Annotated in this window: 14 protein-coding genes; 11 read left to right on the top strand and 3 right to left on the bottom strand. The window is 68.9% G+C overall.

Annotated features, from left to right (window positions below):
* Positions 1 to 133 precede the first annotated feature (133 nt).
* On the bottom strand, positions 134 to 3,493 hold the full coding sequence (locus tag ACWV8V_RS12695) for a TIM-barrel domain-containing protein (RefSeq protein ID WP_455899875.1): 3,360 nt from the start codon (positions 3,491 to 3,493) through the stop codon (positions 134 to 136).
* A gap of 333 nt (positions 3,494 to 3,826) precedes the next feature.
* On the opposite strand from ACWV8V_RS12695, the gene ACWV8V_RS12690 reads away from it, so the two are divergent.
* The 6 genes from ACWV8V_RS12690 to ACWV8V_RS12665 are packed head-to-tail and all read left to right on the top strand — an operon-like array spanning position 3,827 to position 11,051.
* Positions 3,827 to 4,984 carry an SIS domain-containing protein gene (locus ACWV8V_RS12690; RefSeq protein WP_455899874.1) on the top strand — a complete coding sequence of 386 codons (1,158 nt, stop codon included), beginning with the start codon at positions 3,827 to 3,829 and terminating at the stop codon, positions 4,982 to 4,984.
* A 6-nt stretch (positions 4,985 to 4,990) separates the two neighbouring features.
* A complete protein-coding gene (locus ACWV8V_RS12685; RefSeq protein ID WP_455899873.1) occupies positions 4,991 to 5,917 on the top strand; it encodes an ROK family protein in 927 nt (308 codons plus the stop codon).
* A 23-nt stretch (positions 5,918 to 5,940) separates the two neighbouring features.
* Positions 5,941 to 7,269 carry a D-tagatose-bisphosphate aldolase, class II, non-catalytic subunit gene (locus ACWV8V_RS12680; RefSeq protein ID WP_259262034.1) on the top strand — a complete coding sequence of 443 codons (1,329 nt, stop codon included), beginning with the start codon at positions 5,941 to 5,943 and terminating at the stop codon, positions 7,267 to 7,269.
* Between the two features lie 34 nt (positions 7,270 to 7,303).
* A complete protein-coding gene (locus ACWV8V_RS12675) occupies positions 7,304 to 8,080 on the top strand; it encodes a DeoR family transcriptional regulator (protein ID WP_123729905.1) in 777 nt (258 codons plus the stop codon).
* A complete protein-coding gene (gene nagA / locus ACWV8V_RS12670; RefSeq protein WP_455899872.1) occupies positions 8,077 to 9,192 on the top strand; it encodes an N-acetylglucosamine-6-phosphate deacetylase in 1,116 nt (371 codons plus the stop codon). The genes ACWV8V_RS12675 and nagA overlap by 4 nt, the downstream gene beginning before the upstream one ends.
* A 53-nt stretch (positions 9,193 to 9,245) precedes the next feature.
* Positions 9,246 to 11,051 (top strand): MFS transporter, encoded by a 1,806-nt coding sequence (locus tag ACWV8V_RS12665; RefSeq protein ID WP_455899871.1) that lies wholly within the window; start codon positions 9,246 to 9,248, stop codon positions 11,049 to 11,051.
* 24 nt (positions 11,052 to 11,075) lie between these two features.
* Here the strand turns inward: ACWV8V_RS12665 and ACWV8V_RS12660 are convergent, their stop codons facing one another.
* Both ACWV8V_RS12660 and ACWV8V_RS12655 read right to left on the bottom strand, forming a co-directional pair.
* The gene (locus ACWV8V_RS12660) at positions 11,076 to 11,576 is read right to left on the bottom strand and encodes a SecDF P1 head subdomain-containing protein (RefSeq protein ID WP_455899870.1); all 501 of its coding nucleotides are present in this window, start codon (positions 11,574 to 11,576) and stop codon (positions 11,076 to 11,078) included.
* A gap of 82 nt (positions 11,577 to 11,658) precedes the next feature.
* A complete protein-coding gene (locus tag ACWV8V_RS12655; RefSeq protein WP_346467644.1) occupies positions 11,659 to 12,372 on the bottom strand; it encodes a ComF family protein in 714 nt (237 codons plus the stop codon).
* 70 nt (positions 12,373 to 12,442) lie between these two features.
* Here ACWV8V_RS12655 and bioB point away from each other — a divergent pair, with 70 nt between their 5' ends.
* The 5 genes from bioB (at position 12,443) to bioC (ending at position 17,294) form a co-directional block, all read left to right on the top strand.
* Positions 12,443 to 13,477: a biotin synthase BioB gene (gene bioB, locus ACWV8V_RS12650; protein WP_455899869.1), complete on the top strand. Its 1,035-nt coding sequence runs from the start codon at positions 12,443 to 12,445 to the stop codon at positions 13,475 to 13,477.
* Between the two features lie 62 nt (positions 13,478 to 13,539).
* Positions 13,540 to 14,751 (top strand): 8-amino-7-oxononanoate synthase, encoded by a 1,212-nt coding sequence (gene bioF, locus ACWV8V_RS12645; RefSeq protein ID WP_259262077.1) that lies wholly within the window; start codon positions 13,540 to 13,542, stop codon positions 14,749 to 14,751.
* 16 nt (positions 14,752 to 14,767) lie between these two features.
* Positions 14,768 to 15,529, top strand: a complete 762-nt coding sequence (bioH, locus tag ACWV8V_RS12640) for a pimeloyl-ACP methyl ester esterase BioH (RefSeq protein ID WP_455899868.1) — start codon at positions 14,768 to 14,770, stop codon at positions 15,527 to 15,529.
* Between the two features lie 60 nt (positions 15,530 to 15,589).
* The gene (locus tag ACWV8V_RS12635; protein ID WP_346467641.1) at positions 15,590 to 16,372 is read left to right on the top strand and encodes an SDR family oxidoreductase; all 783 of its coding nucleotides are present in this window, start codon (positions 15,590 to 15,592) and stop codon (positions 16,370 to 16,372) included.
* 37 nt (positions 16,373 to 16,409) lie between these two features.
* Entirely contained in the window at positions 16,410 to 17,294 is an 885-nt protein-coding gene (bioC, locus tag ACWV8V_RS12630; protein WP_259262026.1) for a malonyl-ACP O-methyltransferase BioC, read from the top strand.
* Positions 17,295 to 17,311: the final 17 nt, after the last annotated feature.

Raw genomic sequence — 17,311 nt, 5'->3', positions numbered from 1 at the left:
CTTTGGCTCCTTGTTCGATCCGCAGCGTGGGGCTGGCGGTGGATGGGTGTTTTCGGGCAAACGTCCCCCGTGCCGCGGCCAGACGGCCGCAGACGGGAAACGGGAGAGAGCGGTGTTTCGAAAGGCGGTTCGGTTAGGGCGACACGATGCTGGCGGTATCGCCCTCCTGTCCGATCAGGGCGGCATTGGCCCAGTTGCCACAGACCTGCGCGGGGTGATCGCCCTGCGCCCCGAGCGTGCGCAGGCTCAGCCGCTGCAGGCCGCGCACGTCCAGCTCCGGTTTGACCACGCCGGGTGCGGTGACCAGCCCGCTGTCGTACAGCAGCCGACCGTCACCCCACACCTGGAACTGCATGCCGCCGGCGGTGCGGCACTGATCATCGATCCCCAGGTCGGCACGCAGCAGGCGCCAGCTGCCCGTCAGTTTCAGATCGATCCGGCTGCTGGCGTTGACGCCCAGGCCGCGGCGGAAATGCAGCCCGTTCATGCGCATCTCCGCCTGCCCACCGAGGGCGCGGTCGGCAGCCACGCTGGCCTTCAACGGGGCGGGCATGGGCAGCGCGGAGAGATACAGCTGCTGCGCGGGACCCTCCGGCTGCGGATGCTCCAGCACGTGGAAGGTGGACAGCACGATCGGGCCGACATCGCGCGGCTGCAGCGCATCCACTGCACGCGCCACGCTGCCCTGCGCTGCGGTGACCATCGGGTCGGCACCGCTGGCACCGTCGCCTTCCGGGTTCTGCGTGCTGAGCACGCGGAAGCGCAGCAGGCGGCCGGCATGGGCGGGGAAATCGATCTGCTGCGCGCCTTGCTGCAGGGTCAGGCGGCCGCGCTTGATCGGCTCACCCCATTCGCCGTTGCTGTCGGCCATGTAGATTTCGTAATCGCGGATCTGCCCGCTCTTCCAGTGCTGGTCGTTGCGCGGCGCCAGTTCGATGCCGTCGATCAGCTTGCGTTCGCCGAAGCCGAGCACCCACTCGTGCGCACCGGTCTTGACCGCCTGGTTGCGCACGGTGCGGAACCACGTGGCCGGATCATCGTCGAAGGCCTTTTCCATCTCGTAGCCCTGCTCCTCGGCCGGGCGGTTGACCACCAGCAGGCTGTCGGAGGGCAGCGCGCGGCCCAGCTCGGGCGCGGCCGGGAATGCATCGTCGGCCGGTGCAGCGGCAACCGGCAGTTCAAGTTTCAGCGCGAGCGGCTGGCGGATGTCGGTCGGCGAAGTGCGTACGTGCAGGGTGCCGCGGCGCTCGGCCGCATCGAAGTACCAGCCCTCGCCTGCGGCCTGCCACGCCGCCGCATCGGCCAGCATCGGCAGCGCGCGGCCGTCCAGCGTCACCGCCTCCGGGCGCTGGCGGCTGAGCACGCGCAGCGCATAACGGCGCTGCGGCAGCTGGCCGGCGTACTGGCCCTGCACCGGATCGATGCGCACCTGCACCTGGCCAGTGCCCTGCGCCGGGGCCTGCACCGTGATCGCCTGCGTGCTCGATTCACCTTTCTCATAGCGGCGGGTGGCGCCATCATCTTCGTACAGCGTGTACTGCGAGGTACCCTGCGGGTACAGATCGAAGGTCACTTCATCCAGCGGCTTCTCACCGTCGTAGAGCATCGCCGGATACATCGGGATGATCGCCCCGGCGCGCACGAACACCGGGATTGTGGCCAGGTCGACCGGGCGGTCCAGCGAGCGACCTTCGGCACCGGCGAGCAGCTGGCGGCCATCCCAGTAGTCGATCCAGCGGCCCTGCGGCAGGTGGATGTCGCGGCGCCAGCCACGGCTGGCGGCCTGGCTGCGGTACACCGGCGCGATCAGCAGCTCGCGGCCGAGCAGGAACTGGTACTTGTGCGCCTCGGTATAGGCCTGCGGGTCCTGCGGGTGATCCCACATCAGCGCGCGCAGCAGCGGGGCACCGGTGGTCGCCGCGTCATGCGCCAGCCCGTACATGTACGGGGTCATGCGCATTTTCAGCTTGAGGTAATCGCGGTTGACGCTGCGGTACGGCTCATCGAACCACCACGGGTGCTTGCGCGCGTTGCCGGACCAGCCGGACATGCCCATCAGCACAGGGGTGAAGCTCTTCCACTGCAGGTCACGGGTGAAGGTCTCGGCGCTGCCGCCGAAGATCGCGTCCACATCGCCACTGGCGTAGGCCATGCCGGACAGGCCCGAGCCGATCAGGGTCGGGATGTGCCAGCGGATGTAATCCCAGCTGCTGCTCTGGTCGCCGGTCCAGGCCACCGCGTAGCGCTGGATGCCGCCCCAGCCCATCACCGTCCACAGGAACGGGCGCGAGTCGGAATTGTTCAGGATGCCGTTGAACGCGGACTGGTTGGCATCCATCGCGAACTGATAGCCCTTGCCGGTCCAGGCCACGTCCAGCTTCTGCACGCGGCTGCCGGCAGTACCGACTTCCCAGGCGATCTTGTCGACGCCGTTCTCGGTCCACAGGCCGGTCTTGAAGCCGTACTTCGCCAGCCCCTGCACGGTCTCGGGCAGCTTCTTGTAGCCGCAGCCGTAGCCATCGTTGGGCAGGATCCAGCCGCCGGGCATGTCGTGGTCGCGGTACTGCCGGGCCACGCTGTCGACGACATCCGGCGTGGTGCCGGTCGGGCCGTCGCTCCAGCCTTCGGGCACGCTGCCGGGCTTCTTGATGTTGTCGCCATCGTTGTAGCAGTCGGCGTCGCCATAGGAGAACGCCCAGCGCGGCAGCAGACCGGCGCGACCAGTCAGGGTGGTGTAGCGGTCCAGCAGCGTATGCAGGCTGGGCCCGACGAAGTAGTACGCATCGAAGCGGTCTTCGCGGTGCAGCAGCGTGGCCTGGTCGGCCTGGCGCAGATCATAGGTGCCGTCGCTCCACGTGTTGCGCAGCATGCCCCAGCCGCGCGAGCTCAGCAGCATCGGCGCCGGGTTGGGGCGATCGCCTTCTTCCCAGCCACCGGAATACGAGACCTCCAGTTCGCGGCCCTTGAACTCGAAGCGACCGTTCTGCTGGCCGCCGCCGTAGAAGTGCTCATCGCCTTCGCTGGAGAGCACCTGCACGCTCTGGTCCTTGTCCAGGTCCAGCGGCTGCAGTTCACGCCACAGCGCGACATCGCGGTCGCCCTCGCGGCGCACCAGCGACAGGCGCAGTGGCTGGCGCTGGATGTGCAGCACCAGCGCATCGGTGCGGATGCGCACCTCGTTGGCACCTTCTTCCACCTCGAAGGCGACCTTCGCGGCCGGCTGCGGCAGCACGATCGGGGCAGCCTTGTCGCCGGCATCGGTCAGCGTGCCGTTGCGGCCGGCGCGCACACGCAGCACGTCATCGCGCAGCAACTCCACGCGCAGCGTGGCGCCGGTATCCGTGCTGAGTGTCCAGCCGGCGGTGCCGTCGTTGGCGGGGGTGGCGCTGATCGCACGCAGGTTGCCCACCGGCGCGGCGTTGGCAGTGGCAGCCAGAGCCACTGCGGTGAGCAGTGCGATCGTCAGACCAGTGCGTCGAAACCGGAAGTCCACCTTGCCCCCAAGCCCGCGGTCAGCGGGAAACTGAAACCAGTGCGGCCGACTCTAGGGCAGGGTCTCGAAAGATGTCAACAAATTGCAAAGAAAAAGGAAGGATATTTTGGCACAAACGAAAGATGTGGCGGTGCGTCACTTTCCAAACGCCAACTGAATACGCATTTTGTGCCCGTTGAAACCTTGGTGCAGCGCGGCATTCCGCGCCATCCTCGACGGCCACCCCACGAGCGGAAGTCAGAAACTGTGACCGATCGACCTTTTCTTTATCTTTCGATATTTGACATTTCGAAAGAAAACGAAGAAGGTGCGGTCGCCCAACAGGAATTGCGAATGGACGCTTCTCTGCTCCCTGATTTGCCCGCGTGGCAGCGCCTCGGTGGCGCCTATACCGCCGAAGAAATCGCCCAGCAGCCCCGCTTGTGGGCTGCGCTGGCCAGCCTGCTGGAGGCCGCGCAGGCGCGCGTCGATGGCTTCCTCGGGCAGACCCTGCGCGATCCCAACCAGTTGGTGATCTTCACCGGCGCCGGCAGCTCGGGCTTCATTGCCGAGATGGTGGCCGACCAGATCAATGCGCAGTGGCCTGCCGAGGTCCGCGCCGTGCATACCACCAGCCTGCTGACCCATCCGGCGCTGTACCTGCGCCGCGACCGCCCGACCCTGCTGGTGTCGTTCGGACGCAGCGGCTCCAGCCCTGAGAGCGTGGCCGCGGTGGATCTGGTCCGCGACCAGGTGGAGCACGCGCGCTTCGTCGATATCACCTGCAATGCCGAGGGCGAACTCGCCACGCGTGGCCACGGCCGCAGCGATACGTTGTCGCTGCTGATGCCGCCGGCCAGCTGTGATCGCGCCTTCGCCATGACCAGCAGCCTGAGCTGCATGCTGTTGGCCGCGCTGAGTGCGTTCGACAGCGCCCCGTGGGCAACGCGCCTGGAGCGTCTTCGCACGTTGGCCGGCCATGGCGAGCGTGCGCTGGATGCCTGGGATGGCGCGGTGGCCACCCTCGCCCAGGCGCCGTATTCGCGTGTCATCTATCTCGGCAGCGGTCCACTCGAAGCGGTCGCCCGCGAGGCCGCGCTGAAGGTGCTCGAACTCACCGCCGGCCGCGTGCTGGCGCTGGCCAATACCCCGCTGGGGTTCCGCCATGGGCCCAAGTCCACCCTCAACGGCGAAACCCTGGTGGTGATGCTGCGCAGCGCGCAGCCGCTGGCACGACGCTACGAGCAGGACCTGTTGAACGAACTGCGCCGCGACGGCATCGCCGGGCGGGTGCTGTCAATCGGGCCGGACGACGTGGACCGCGCCGAGGGCGACTTCGTCCTCGCCGCACCCGCACTGCCCGATCCGTGGCTGGCCCCGCTGTGGCTGCTGGTGCCGCAGTGCTATGCGCTGCAGCGTTCGGCCGCGCTCGGCATGACCCCGGACAATCCCTTCCCCGACGGCACGGTCAACCGTGTGGTGCAGGGCGTGACCATCCACCCCCACGGCTGAGCACGCATGCAGACCTGGTACGGCATCGACATCGGCGGCACCAAGATCGAACTGGTCGCGTGCGACGCCGCGCTGGGGGTGCACCACCGCCAACGCGTGGCGACGCCGACCCGCGACTACGCCGCGTTCCTGCAGGCGATCGTCGATCTGGTCGACGCGGCCGATGCCGCACTCGGCCAGCGCGGCCTGGGGGTCGGCATCGGCCTGCCCGGCGTGCGTGATCGCGTCAGCGGCCGCCAGCTCAGTGCCAACGTGCCCAGCCTGACCGGTCAGACCGTCGGTGCGGACCTGCAGGCACGCCTGCAGCGCCCGTTGGAGCTGGGCAATGACCTGCAGTGTTTCGCCTTGTCCGAAGCCCATGACGGCGCCGCCGCCGGCTACCCCAGCATGTTCGGGGCGATCCTCGGCACCGGTGCGGGCGGTGGCTTCTGCGTCGGCGGCCGGCTGATCGCCGGTCACAACGGCATCGCCGGCGAGTGGGGCCACTGGAGCCTGCCCGCCACGCTGCAGCAGCGCCACGACCTGCCGGTGCTGGACTGTGGCTGCGGCCTGCGCGGCTGCCTGGAGCGTTACGTGTCCGGCAGCGGCTTGGCGATGATCCATGAACGCCGTGGCGGCGACGCGCTGGATGCCGCCGAGGTGGTCGCACGCGCCCAGGCCGGCGATGCGATCGCGCAGCAGGCGCTGGCCATCCACCGCGACCTGCTCGGCTACAGCTTCGCCAGCCTGATCCTCGCGCTGGACCCACACGTGATCGTGCTCGGCGGTGGGCTCTCCAAGCTGGAACAGCTGTACCGCGATCTGCCGGCCGCGATCGCGCCCTACCTGTTCGACGGCGTACGCGTGCCGCCGATCCTGCCGCCCACCTTCGGCGATGCCGGCGGTGCGCGGGGCGCGGCACTGCTCGCGCGCCAGCACCACCCTTCCCCCTGAACACCGCTGTTACTGGAGTTGCCATGTCCGCCGTCCAATCGTTGATCGCCGCCCATCGCCAGGGCCACCCCGTCGGGCTGTACAGCGTCTGCTGCAGCAACGCGCAGGTGTTGCTGGCGGCGATGCAGGTCGCGCAGCGCTACGACACCCTGCTGCTGATCGAGGCGACCTCCAACCAGGTCGATCAGTTCGGCGGCTATACCGGCATGACCCCGCCGCAGTACCGCGACTACGTGCTGCAGCTGGCACGCGATGCCGGCTTCCCGGCCGAGCGGCTGGTGCTCGGTGGCGACCACCTCGGTCCCAACGCCTGGCAGAAGGGCCCGGCAGACGCTGCAATGGCAAACGCGCGCGAACTGATCGCCGCCTACGTCGCCGCCGGTTTCCACAAGATCCACCTGGACTGCAGCATGTCCTGCGCCGATGACCCGACCCCGTTGCCGGACGCCATCGTCGCCGCACGCTCGGCCGAGCTGGCGCGGATTGCCGAACGCACCGCCGCCGAGCACGGGCTGCCGCCGCCGGTCTATGTGATCGGCACCGAGGTACCGATTCCCGGCGGTGAGGCCTCGCTGGCCGGCGGCCTGCAGGTGACCACGCCGGCGGCCGCAGCGACCACCCTGGCAATTCACCGTGAGGCGTTCTCCGCCCCGGACCTGCTGCCGGCCTGGGAGCGCGTGATCGCGATGGTGGTACAGCCCGGCGTGGATTTCGACCACAGCAGCGTGCACTACTACGACCCGGCCGCCGCCGCGGAGCTGTCGGCCTTCGTCGAGCAGCAGCCGGGCATCGTGTTCGAAGCACACTCCACCGATTACCAGACCGAAGCTGGCCTGCACGCGCTGGTCCGCGATCACTTCGCGATCCTGAAAGTCGGCCCGGCGGCGACCTATGCCTTCCGCGAGGCGGTGTTCGCGCTGGCGATGATCGAGCGCGAACTGCTGCCCGCCGCGCAATGCTCGCATCTGATCGAGGTGCTGGACCGCTGCATGGTCGACGCACCGGACAGCTGGCGCAGCTACTACCAGGGTGACGAGCACGAACTGCGCCTGCTGCGCGCGTACTCGCTCAGCGATCGCAGCCGCTATTACTGGGGTGAGCCGGCGGTGCAGGCAGCGCTGGACACGCTGGTCGCCAATCTCACCGCGCACGCGCCGCCGCAGATGCTGCTCAGCCAGTTCATGCCCGAGCAGCTCAAGGCCATCGAGGCCGGTGAGCTTCAGCCGGCGCCGCTGGCGCTGATCCAACACAAGGTGGCGCTGCGCCTGGCCGAGTACGCCCGGGCCTGCAATCGCACTGTGTCGGGCACGCATAACGAAACCCGGCAGGCCAAGGAGCTTTCGGAACGGTAAGCTTCGGCTTTCCCTTTCGAACGGAATCGCCCCCATGCGAAACACCCGGCAGCGCCGCCAACAGATCCTCCAGACCCTGGTCGAGCACGGCAACGTGCAGGTCAGCGAGCTGGTGGCGCGCTTTGCGGTCTCGGCGGTCACCATCCGCGCCGACCTGACCCACATCGAGTCGCAGGGGCTGGCCACGCGCACCCACGGGGGCGCGACGCTGGTACGCACGCCGCCGCAGGAACAGGACATCCATGAAAAGGACGCGCTGAACCTGCCCATGAAGGACCGCATCGGTATCGAGGCGGCCAAGCTGGTCAAAGCCGGCGACAACATCATCATCGACTCCGGCTCGACCACGATGACCCTGGCGCGCCACCTGCGCGGGCATCGCGACGTCACGGTCATGACCAACGGGCTCAACATCGCCTGGGAGCTGGCCAATGCGCCGGGCGTGGAGCTGCTGCTCACCGGCGGGCTGCTGCGCAAGCAGTCGCTTTCACTGCATGGCAGCCAGGCCGAGGCGAGCCTCAACACCTACAGCTTCGACACCCTGTTCCTGGGCGTGGATGGCCTGGACCTGCAGTTCGGCCTGACCACCCACCATGAGGCCGAAGCGAGCCTCAATCACCGCATGGTCGAGCGCGCGCGCCGCATCGTGGTGCTGACCGACGCCTCCAAGTTCGGCCGGGTCAGCCTGCACCGCATCGCACGGCTGGACCAGGTCCATACCATCATCACCGACGGCAGCATCGAGCCCGAGTACCTGGAAGGGCTGCAGCGGCTGGGCGTCGAAGTGATCATCGCCGAGTCCCCACCTTGACCGAGTCCCGCTCCCTGCACGGCCGCCTGCTCACCGACACCGGTTGGGTCCGCGGCGATCTCCATTTCGACCAGCGCATCACCGCCATCGACACCGCGCATGCCGATACGCGCGGCGACGATGAGGTGCCGCTGATCCTGCCCGGCTTCATCGACCTGCATGTGCATGGCGGCGCCGGGGTGGACATCATGCAGGGCGGCACGACCGCGCAGACGGTGGCCCGCGCGCATGCCCGGCACGGCACCACCGCGCTGCTGGGCACCACCATGACCGCGCAGGAGGACGACATCACCCGCGCGCTTGAAGGCCTGTCCACCGCGATCGCCACGCGCGCACCCGGCATGGCCCGCGTACTCGGCGTACACCTGGAGGGCCCCTTCATCAGTGCGCAGCGCCTGGGCGCGCAGCCACCGCTGGTGGTCGAGGCCACGCTGGCCGACGTGCAGCGCCTGCATGCGATCGCACCGATCAAGGTGCTTACCCTTGCGCCGGAGATCGGCCAGCACCTGGCGCTGATTCCCGCGCTGAGCGCGCTCGGCATCCGCGTGCAGCTTGGCCACAGTGCCGGCAGCTATGAGGATGGCGTGGCTGCATTGAACGCCGGAGCGGTCGGCTTCACCCATCTGTTCAACGGCATGACCGGGGTGGATCACTATCACCCGGGCATCGCGACCGCTGCGCTGGCGCATGCGCAGTACGCCGAACTCATTCCCGATCTGCAGCACGTGCATCCCGGCGCGATCCGCACAGCGCTGCGCGCGATCCCGCGTTTGTACTGCGTCACCGATGCGACCGCGGCCACTGGCATGCCCGATGGCGAATATGCGCTTGGCGTACAGCGCGTGCACAAGTGCCTGGGCTGCGTGCGGCTGTCGACCGGCTCGCTGGCCGGCAGTGCGCTGACCATGGACCAGGCGCTGCGCAACCTGGTTTCGCTCGGCCTGGACATCGCCGATGCCTCCCACCGGCTGTCGCGCTACCCGGCCGACTACCTCGGCATCGACGACCGCGGGCGCATCGCGACCGGTGCCTGGGCGGACCTGGTGGTGCTCGACCACGACCTGCGCGTGCGCGGCGTGGTGGTGGAAGGCGATGACATCGCGCTCGACTGAGCGTGGACTCCCGCGCCGCCATGGCGCACGCACTTGCAGACAGGACCGGCACGATGAACGACGTTTCCGCAGCCTTGCCCGTGCACGCCGGCGCCTCCGCGCCGCGCTGGCCGGTACGCTATCTGTTGTTCATCGGCGGCATGGGGGGGCTGCTCTACGGCATCGACATCGGCATCATCGCCGGTGCCCTGCCCTATCTGGAGGCCACCGCCACCGCGAGCTGGCACCTGACCAGCCAGCAGCTGGGCTTCGTGGTGGCCGCGGTGCTGCTCGGCAGTGTGCTGTCTTCGCTGTTCGCCGGGATGGTCGCTGACCTGATCGGCCGCCGTGGCGCGATGCTGCTGGCCGGCGTGCTGTTCACCGCCAGCATTCCGGTGATGGCCCTGTCCGATGGCTATGCCGCGCTGTTGATGGGGCGCCTGCTGCAGGGCATCAGTGGCGGGCTGATCGGTGTGGTGGTACCGCTGTATCTGGCCGAAGTGCTCAGCCCGGAACGACGCGGGCGTGGCGCGGCGATGTTCCAGCTGCTGCTGACCATCGGCCTGGTGCTGGCCGCGGTGATCGGGCTGTACCACGCGCATGCCGTGGATGCCGCGACCGCCGCGGTGCGCCATCTGCCCGGCGCGGACCAGCAGCGCCTGCTGTTCGACGTCAAGGATCATGCCTGGCGCACCATTTTCTGGAGCTGCCTGCTGCCCGGCCTGGTGTTCACCGGGGGCGTGCTGCTGATCAGTGAATCCCCGCGCTGGCTGGTGCACCGTGGCCGCATCGACAAGGCGCGCCGTGCCCTGCAGCGTACGGTTGCCGCGGGCGAGGTCGAGCCGACGCTGCAGCGCATGCAGGCCCCCGAAGAAATGCAGATCGGCCGCAACGGCAAGCGCGACCCGCTGCTCAGCCGCCGCTATGTGTGGCCCTTCGTGCTGGCCTGCCTGGTGCTGGCCTTCACCCAGGCCACCGGCATCAACTCGGTGCTGGCCTACGCGGTCAACATCCTCAACCAGGCCGGCCTGCCCGGCTCGGTGGCCAATGGCGCCGACGTGGCGATCAAGCTGCTCAACGCGGTGATGACCGTCGTCGCGCTGGTGCTGGTGGACCGCAAGGGGCGCAAGTTCCTGCTCATGTTGGGCAGTGGTGGCATCACGCTGTCGCTGCTGGCCGCTGCACTGTTGTTCGTGCAGAGCGAACGCGGGCGGCTGGATGTGCAGGCCGCGCTGCAGCAGCAGGTGAGCGGCACCACCCTGTCGCTGCCGCTGGATGCCGCGCAATGGCAGCGGCTGGATGGCAACGCCGGCACCGCGCCGCAGCAGCTGACCGTGTCCTACGCCTACGGCGGCTTCAGCAACGTGCGCTCACTGCGCAGCGACAACCCGATTGACGCCACGCTGCAGATCCGTCGCGAAGACGCGGTGTCGGCCGACAGCGTGATCGGCCGCTTCTTCCGCACGCTGCATCTCAACCCGTTCCCGGACCAGGCGCAGGCCGCGAACGCGCCGCTGGTTTTCGAACGTGCGGTGATCGGCCCGGTGCCCTCGCCCACCCACGGCTGGCTGGTCGCCGGCTGCATCCTGCTGTTCGTCGCGTTCTTCGCGGTGGGCCCGGGCGTGTGCGTGTGGCTGGCGCTGTCCGAGCTGATGCCGACCCGCATCCGCTCCAACGGCATGAGCATCGCGCTGCTGATCAACCAGTTCGTCTCCACCGTGATCGCGGCGATCTTCCTGCCCACGGTCGGCCATCACGGCTATGCCAGCATGTTCTTCTTCTGGGCCGGCTGTACGTTGCTGTACTTCCTGATCGCCGCGTTCTGGCTGCCGGAGACCAAGGGCAAATCGCTGGAGCAGATCGAAGCGAATTTCCGCTGAACGGTCCGCAGCAAGGCGCAGGGCTCAGGGTGCCTTGCCCGTGATCTCCGTATACAGCCGGTGCGCTTCTTCCGTGCTGTCCAGCCCGCTCACCTGCATGGACTGCGCGAAGGGGCCGGCGATGACGGCGACATTGAGGACCTGATCGCCGACGGTAAATGCCACACGCTTGGCGACGCGCGCTTCCGTGGCCGCGAGGATGCGCGGTGCGGCTGCATCCGTGAAGCGCAGGATCAGGGTCCCGTGGCCGGTGTGGCCGTCGGTCCCCACGGCCACCGAGGCGATGTCGGCCGTCGTGATGAAAGCGGGCTCGATCAGGGACAGCGCGTGGCCATCGCGGTCCTTGAGCGTCGTGGCGCCGGGGCGCTTGGCATCCTCGGCCACCTCACGCATCTGGATGCGTGCCTGCGCCAGCGGTGCGACGCCCGCCGGCGTCTCGATCGCCGCCGGTGCAGGAGGTGGCAGGGTGCAGCCGCTGAGGCCGGCCCCCAGTGCCATCGTCATGATCAACAGACTGCTGCGCATGCGTGTTTCTCCATGAGTAGATGACGTCAGTATCGCTGCTGCGCGCACTCAGCGTGGCGGCAACTACGCCAATCGGCTGCGCTTACGGCACCCGCGCACAAACCCAGACCTGCATCGGGCCGGCACCGGCGTACTGCAGCGCGCGCAGCGCGGCATCGGTGGTGGCCCCGGTGGTCATCACATCGTCGACGATGGTCAGCCCGGCCGGTGGATGGCCGCGTACCGCGAACGCATCGCGCAGGTTGCAGCGCCGGGCATCCGCGTCCAGGTTCGATTGCGCCGCGGTCTCGCGGGTCCGTTGCAGCCCGTTCCAGAGCGGGCAGCACAGCCCGCGCGCCAGCGGCTTGCTCAGCTCCAGCGCCTGGTTGTAGCCGCGCAGACGCAACCGGCGGCGGTGCAGTGGCATCGGCTGCAGCGGCCCGGCCAGAAACGGCGGCACGCGCTGCAGCATCAGTTGTGAAAGCAGCCGGCCGGCGGCCAGGTCCTGGTGGAATTTGAACCGGATCAGCAGCCGGTCGATCGGCGGCGCGTAGAGGAACGCAGCACTGGCCGCCGCCTGGCGGGGGTACTCGTCCACGCAGCGCTCGCAGTGATCGCCCTCGTCATCGCCGGGATCGGTCGCCGCCAGTGGCAGCGCGCATCGCCCGCAGGCGTGGTCATTCCAGGGCAGGTCGCGATGGCACGCGCGGCACAGGTCCATCCCGTCTTCGCCCGGGCATTCGCAGACCAGGCAGCGCAGCGGCAGGATCTGCCAGCCAAGCCCACCGAGTATTCCGTAAACTTTTGAAAAGATCATATGGTTGACAGAAGGGGGCCGCCTCACCAGACTGCCGCCCTTTCGTTCCACTATCCGTCAGGACACTCCCATGGCTTCTGTCATCCGACACGACTGGCACCGCGAGGAACTGCTGGCCCTGTTCGCGCTGCCGTTCCCGGACCTGCTGCACCGCGCGGCCAGCGTGCACCGCGAGCAGTTCGACCCGGCGGACGTCCAGGTCTCGACCCTGCTGTCGGTCAAGACCGGCGGCTGCCCGGAAGACTGCGCGTACTGCCCGCAGGCGCAGCGCTACAGCACCGGGGTGGACGCACAGAAGCTGATGGCCACCGACGACGTGGTCGCCAAGGCCCGCCAGGCGAAGGCCGCGGGCGCCTCCCGGTTCTGCATGGGCGCGGCCTGGCGCTCGCCCAAAGACCGCGACATCCCCAAGGTGGCGGCGATGATCCGCGAGGTGAAGGCACTCGGCCTGGAGACCTGCGCCACGCTGGGCATGCTCAGCGGCGCGCAGGCCACCGCCCTGCGCGAGGCCGGGCTGGACTACTACAACCACAACCTGGATACCGCGCCGGACTACTACGATTCGATCATCCACACGCGCCAGTACCAGGACCGCCTGGACACGCTGGCGCACGTGCGCGATGCCGGGCTGAAGACCTGCTGCGGTGGCATCGTCGGCATGGGTGAGACGCGCGAACACCGGGCTGGGCTGCTGCTTGCGCTGGCCACCCTGCCTGCCCACCCCGACTCGGTGCCGATCAACCGGCTGGTGCAGGTCGCCGGCACACCATTGCACGGCACCGCCGAGCTGGATCCCTTCGAGTTCGTGCGGATGATCGCGGTGGCCCGCATCGTGATGCCACGCTCGATGGTGCGGCTCTCGGCCGGGCGCGAGGCGATGAGCGATGAGCTGCAGGCGCTGTGCTTCCTGGCCGGGGCCAATTCCATCTTCTACGGCGAAAAGCTGCTGACCACCGGCAACCCGGACACCGAACGCGATCTGGCCCTGTTCGAACGGCTGGGCCTGCGCCCGATGCCGGTTACGGTGGACGCCGCCGGGCACGACCACCCGGGCACGGTCCACGCCGACATCACCACCGGCGGCGGCTGCGGGCGGGCGGCCTGAGCCCCGAGCAGCGGGCCCGGCAACCGGGTACGCTAACGGCCCACCCGGACCCCCTGATGACCATGGCCCGTCCTGACCTGCACGACCGCATCCAGGCCCAGCGCAAGCTCCGCGACGCGCAGGGGCGCCTTCGCGTGCGCCGCATGGTGAACCGGCGCGATGGTGTGCAGCTGGAAGTGGACGGCCAATGGCTGACCAACTTCTGCAGCAATGACTATCTGGGTCTGTCGCAGCAGTTCGGGGTAGTCAGCGCACTGCAGGATGCCGCTGCACGCGAAGGTGCCGGCGCGACCGCCTCGCACCTGATCTGCGGCCACCACGCGCTGCACGAAGCGCTCGAACAGGAAATGGCCGACTGGCTCGGCTATCCGCGGGCGCTGCTGTTCGGCAGTGGCTTCGCCGCCAACCTTGCCGTGCAGCAGGCGCTGCTCAGCGAAGAAGACGATGTCTGCGTGCAGGATCGGCTCAACCACGCCAGCCTGCTCGATGCCACGCGCCTGGCCGGTTGCCGCCTGCGTCGTTATCCGCACCTGGATACCGAAGGCGCGCTGCGCCAGCTCAAACACGCGCCCAACGGCGCGGCGATGCTGGCCACCGACGGCGTCTTCAGCATGGACGGCGACATCGCCCCGCTGCGGTCGTTGTCGCTGGTGGCACGCATGCAGGAAGCGCTGCTGTACGTCGATGACGCGCACGGTATCGGCGTGGTCGGTGAACACGGCCGCGGCTGCGTGGCCGATGCGGGCCTGGGCGTCAATGATGTGCCGCTGCAGCTGGCCACGCTCGGCAAGGCGCTCGGCGGCAGCGGCGCGGTCGTGCTCGGTGACGAGGCGATGATCCAGCACCTGGCCGAAACCGCGCGCCCCTACATCTACACCACCGCCGTGCCGCCGGCGCAGGCGGCCGCCGCCCTGGCCGCGGTGAAGCTGGCCCGCCGCGACGACTGGCGCCGCGAAAAGCTCACCGAACTGATCGGCATTTTCCGCACCGGTGCGCGCCAGCACGGCCTGGAATTGATGCCGTCCGATACCCCGATCCAGCCGCTGCTGTGCGGCGCCGAATCGACGGTGATGGGCATGTCGGCCGCGCTGGAAGCCGCCGGTTTCCTGGTCAGCGCGATCCGGCCGCCGACCGTCCCCGAGGGCAAGGCACGCCTGCGGGTGACCCTGTCCGCCCTGCATGCACCCGCACAGGTCCGCGCCCTGGTCGATGCGATCGCGCATGCCCGCGATACCGTGGTGCAGCAGCAGGCACTGAGCGCGCTGACCGCGTGACACCGCAGCGTTGAGCATGCATATCGAGGTCATCGGCCAGGGCCCGGCGCTGGTTCTCATCCACGGCTGGGCCCTGCACGGCGGCGTGTTCGCACCGTTGGTGGACCGCCTGTCGGCGCACTTGCAGCTGCACCTGGTGGACCTGCCCGGCCACGGCGCCAGCCGCGATGACACCACGCCGCTGCGCCTGCCGTACGTGGTCAACGCCATTGCCGCGGCCACGCCGCCGGCGGTCTGGTGCGGCTGGTCGCTCGGGGGTCTGTTCGCGCTGCATGCTGCCGCAACCCTGCCCCAGGTGCGTGCACTGGCGATGATCGCTGCCACGCCGCGTTTCGTGCGCGGCGAGGACTGGCCGCATGCGGTGGAACCGGCCGTGTTCGAGCAGTTTGGCCACGACCTCGCACAGGACTACCGCGGCACGCTGGAACGCTTCCTCGCGCTGGATGCGATGGGCTCCGAACACGCCCGCCAGGAACTGCGCACGCTGCGCGAGATGCTGGTCGCGCGCGGCGAGCCCGCCCCTCGTGCGTTGCAGGAAGGCCTGCGCCTGCTGGAGAACACCGATCTGCGCGGCGCCCTGGCCCAGCTGGGCAAGCCCAGCCTGTGGCTGGCCGGCCAGCGCGACCGGCTGGTGTCGGCGCGGGCCATGCAGGCTGCCGCCGCGCTGGCGCCGGGCGCGCAGGCGCATGTGATCGCCCAGGGCGGGCATGCCCCCTTCCTCGGCCATACCGACGAGGTGGCCGCGCAGCTGCAACACTTTGTTGCCGCGCTGCCTTGACCTGTTCCGGCCGCGCATCGCCGATCATGTACGCCTGCCTTTCCCCACAGGACTGACCCCATGGATCTTGGAATCGCCGGCCGCTGGGCCCTGGTCTGCGCCGCCAGCAAAGGCCTCGGGCTGGGCTGTGCACGCGCACTCGCCCGCGAGGGCGTCAACGTGGTGATCGCCGCGCGCGGTCAAGCGGCCCTGGAACGCGCCGTGCTCGAACTGCAGGGCCTGCCGGGCGCACGCCGGGTGATCGGCGTGGTCGCCGACATCACCACGCCGGAAGGCCGTACCGCCGCGCTGGCTGCCTGCCCGCAGGTCGACATCCTGGTCAACAACGCGGGCGGCCCGCCGGCGGGCGATTTCCGCCAGTTCACCCGCGAGGACTGGATCGCCGCGCTGGACGCCAACATGCTGGCCCCGATCGAGCTGATCCGCACCACGGTGGATGGCATGATCGAGCGTGGCTTCGGCCGCGTGGTCAACATCACCTCCTCCTCGGTGAAGGCCCCCATCGACATCCTCGGGCTGTCCAACGGCGCACGCTCCGGGCTGACCGGGTTCGTGGCCGGGCTGGCACGCAAGACCGTCGCCCACAATGTCACCCTCAACAATCTGCTGCCGGGCCAGTTCGATACCGATCGCCTGCGCGGCAACTTCGCGTATCTGGCGCAGCAGCAGGGCATCGATGCCGGCCAGCTCGCCGAGCGCAAACGCACGCATATTCCCGCCGGCCGCTTTGGCACCGCCGATGAGTTCGGTGCCGCCTGCGCCTTCCTGTGCAGCGCGCAGGCCGGCTACATCACCGGGCAGAACCTGCTGATCGATGGCGGCGCCTACCCGGGCACCTTCTGAGTCCACCCGCACCACCGTTTTGAGCCGTGAGTACCCCATGACGTCCAGTTTCGATCCCCATCACGTCCGCCGCGCCTTCTCGCGTGCCGCCAGCAGTTACGACGCCGCCGCGGCACTGCAGCGCGAGGTGGAAAAGCGCCTGCTCGAATCGCTGGACTACCTGGAAAACCGCCAGCCGCAAGTGGTGCTCGATGTCGGCAGCGGCACCGGCCACGCCAGCGCGCTCATGAAGAAGCGCTGGCCGAAGGCACAGGTGATCGCGCTGGATCTGGCCCAGCCGATGCTGCGTGAGGCGAAGAAGCAGGCCGGCTGGTGGAAGCCGTTCTCGCGCGTGTGCGGCGATGCGCAGGCGTTGCCGGTGCTGGACCAGAGCGTGGATGTGATCTTCAGCAACCTGTGCCTGCAGTGGGTGGAGGATCTGCCGGCGGTGTTCGCCGGGTTCCGCCGCGCGCTCAAGCCCGGCGGCCTGCTGCTGGTCTCCACGTTCGGGCCGGAGACGCTGATCGAACTGCGCGATGCATTCGCCGCGGCCGACGACGTGCCGCATGTGAGCCGCTTCGCCCCGATTGCACAGTTCGGCGATGCGCTGATGATGTCCGGCTTCCGCGATCCGGTCCTGGACCGCGACCTGTTCACCCTGACCTACGACGACCTGACCGCACTGATGCGCGAGCTGCAGGCGATCGGCGCCACCAACGCGCGTCAGGACCGCCGCCACACGCTGACCGGGCGCGGGCGCTTCGATGCCGCGCGTGCGGCCTACGAGCCGCTGCGGCGCGAAGACGGTAAGCTGCCCAGCAGCTGGGAAGTGATCTACGCACACGCGTGGGCGCCGGAAGGCGGCGCGCCGATCCGCGAGCGCGGGCACGATGTCGCCACGGTGCCGGTGTCGGCGATTCCGATCCGCCGCAAAACGACGTAATACCGCGCGCTACCTGA

The sequence above is a fragment of the Stenotrophomonas sp. Ker107b genome, from assembly GCF_053847245.1.
Note: the sequence above shows the minus strand (reverse complement) of the source record. Positions and strands in the feature narration are given on the sequence as shown.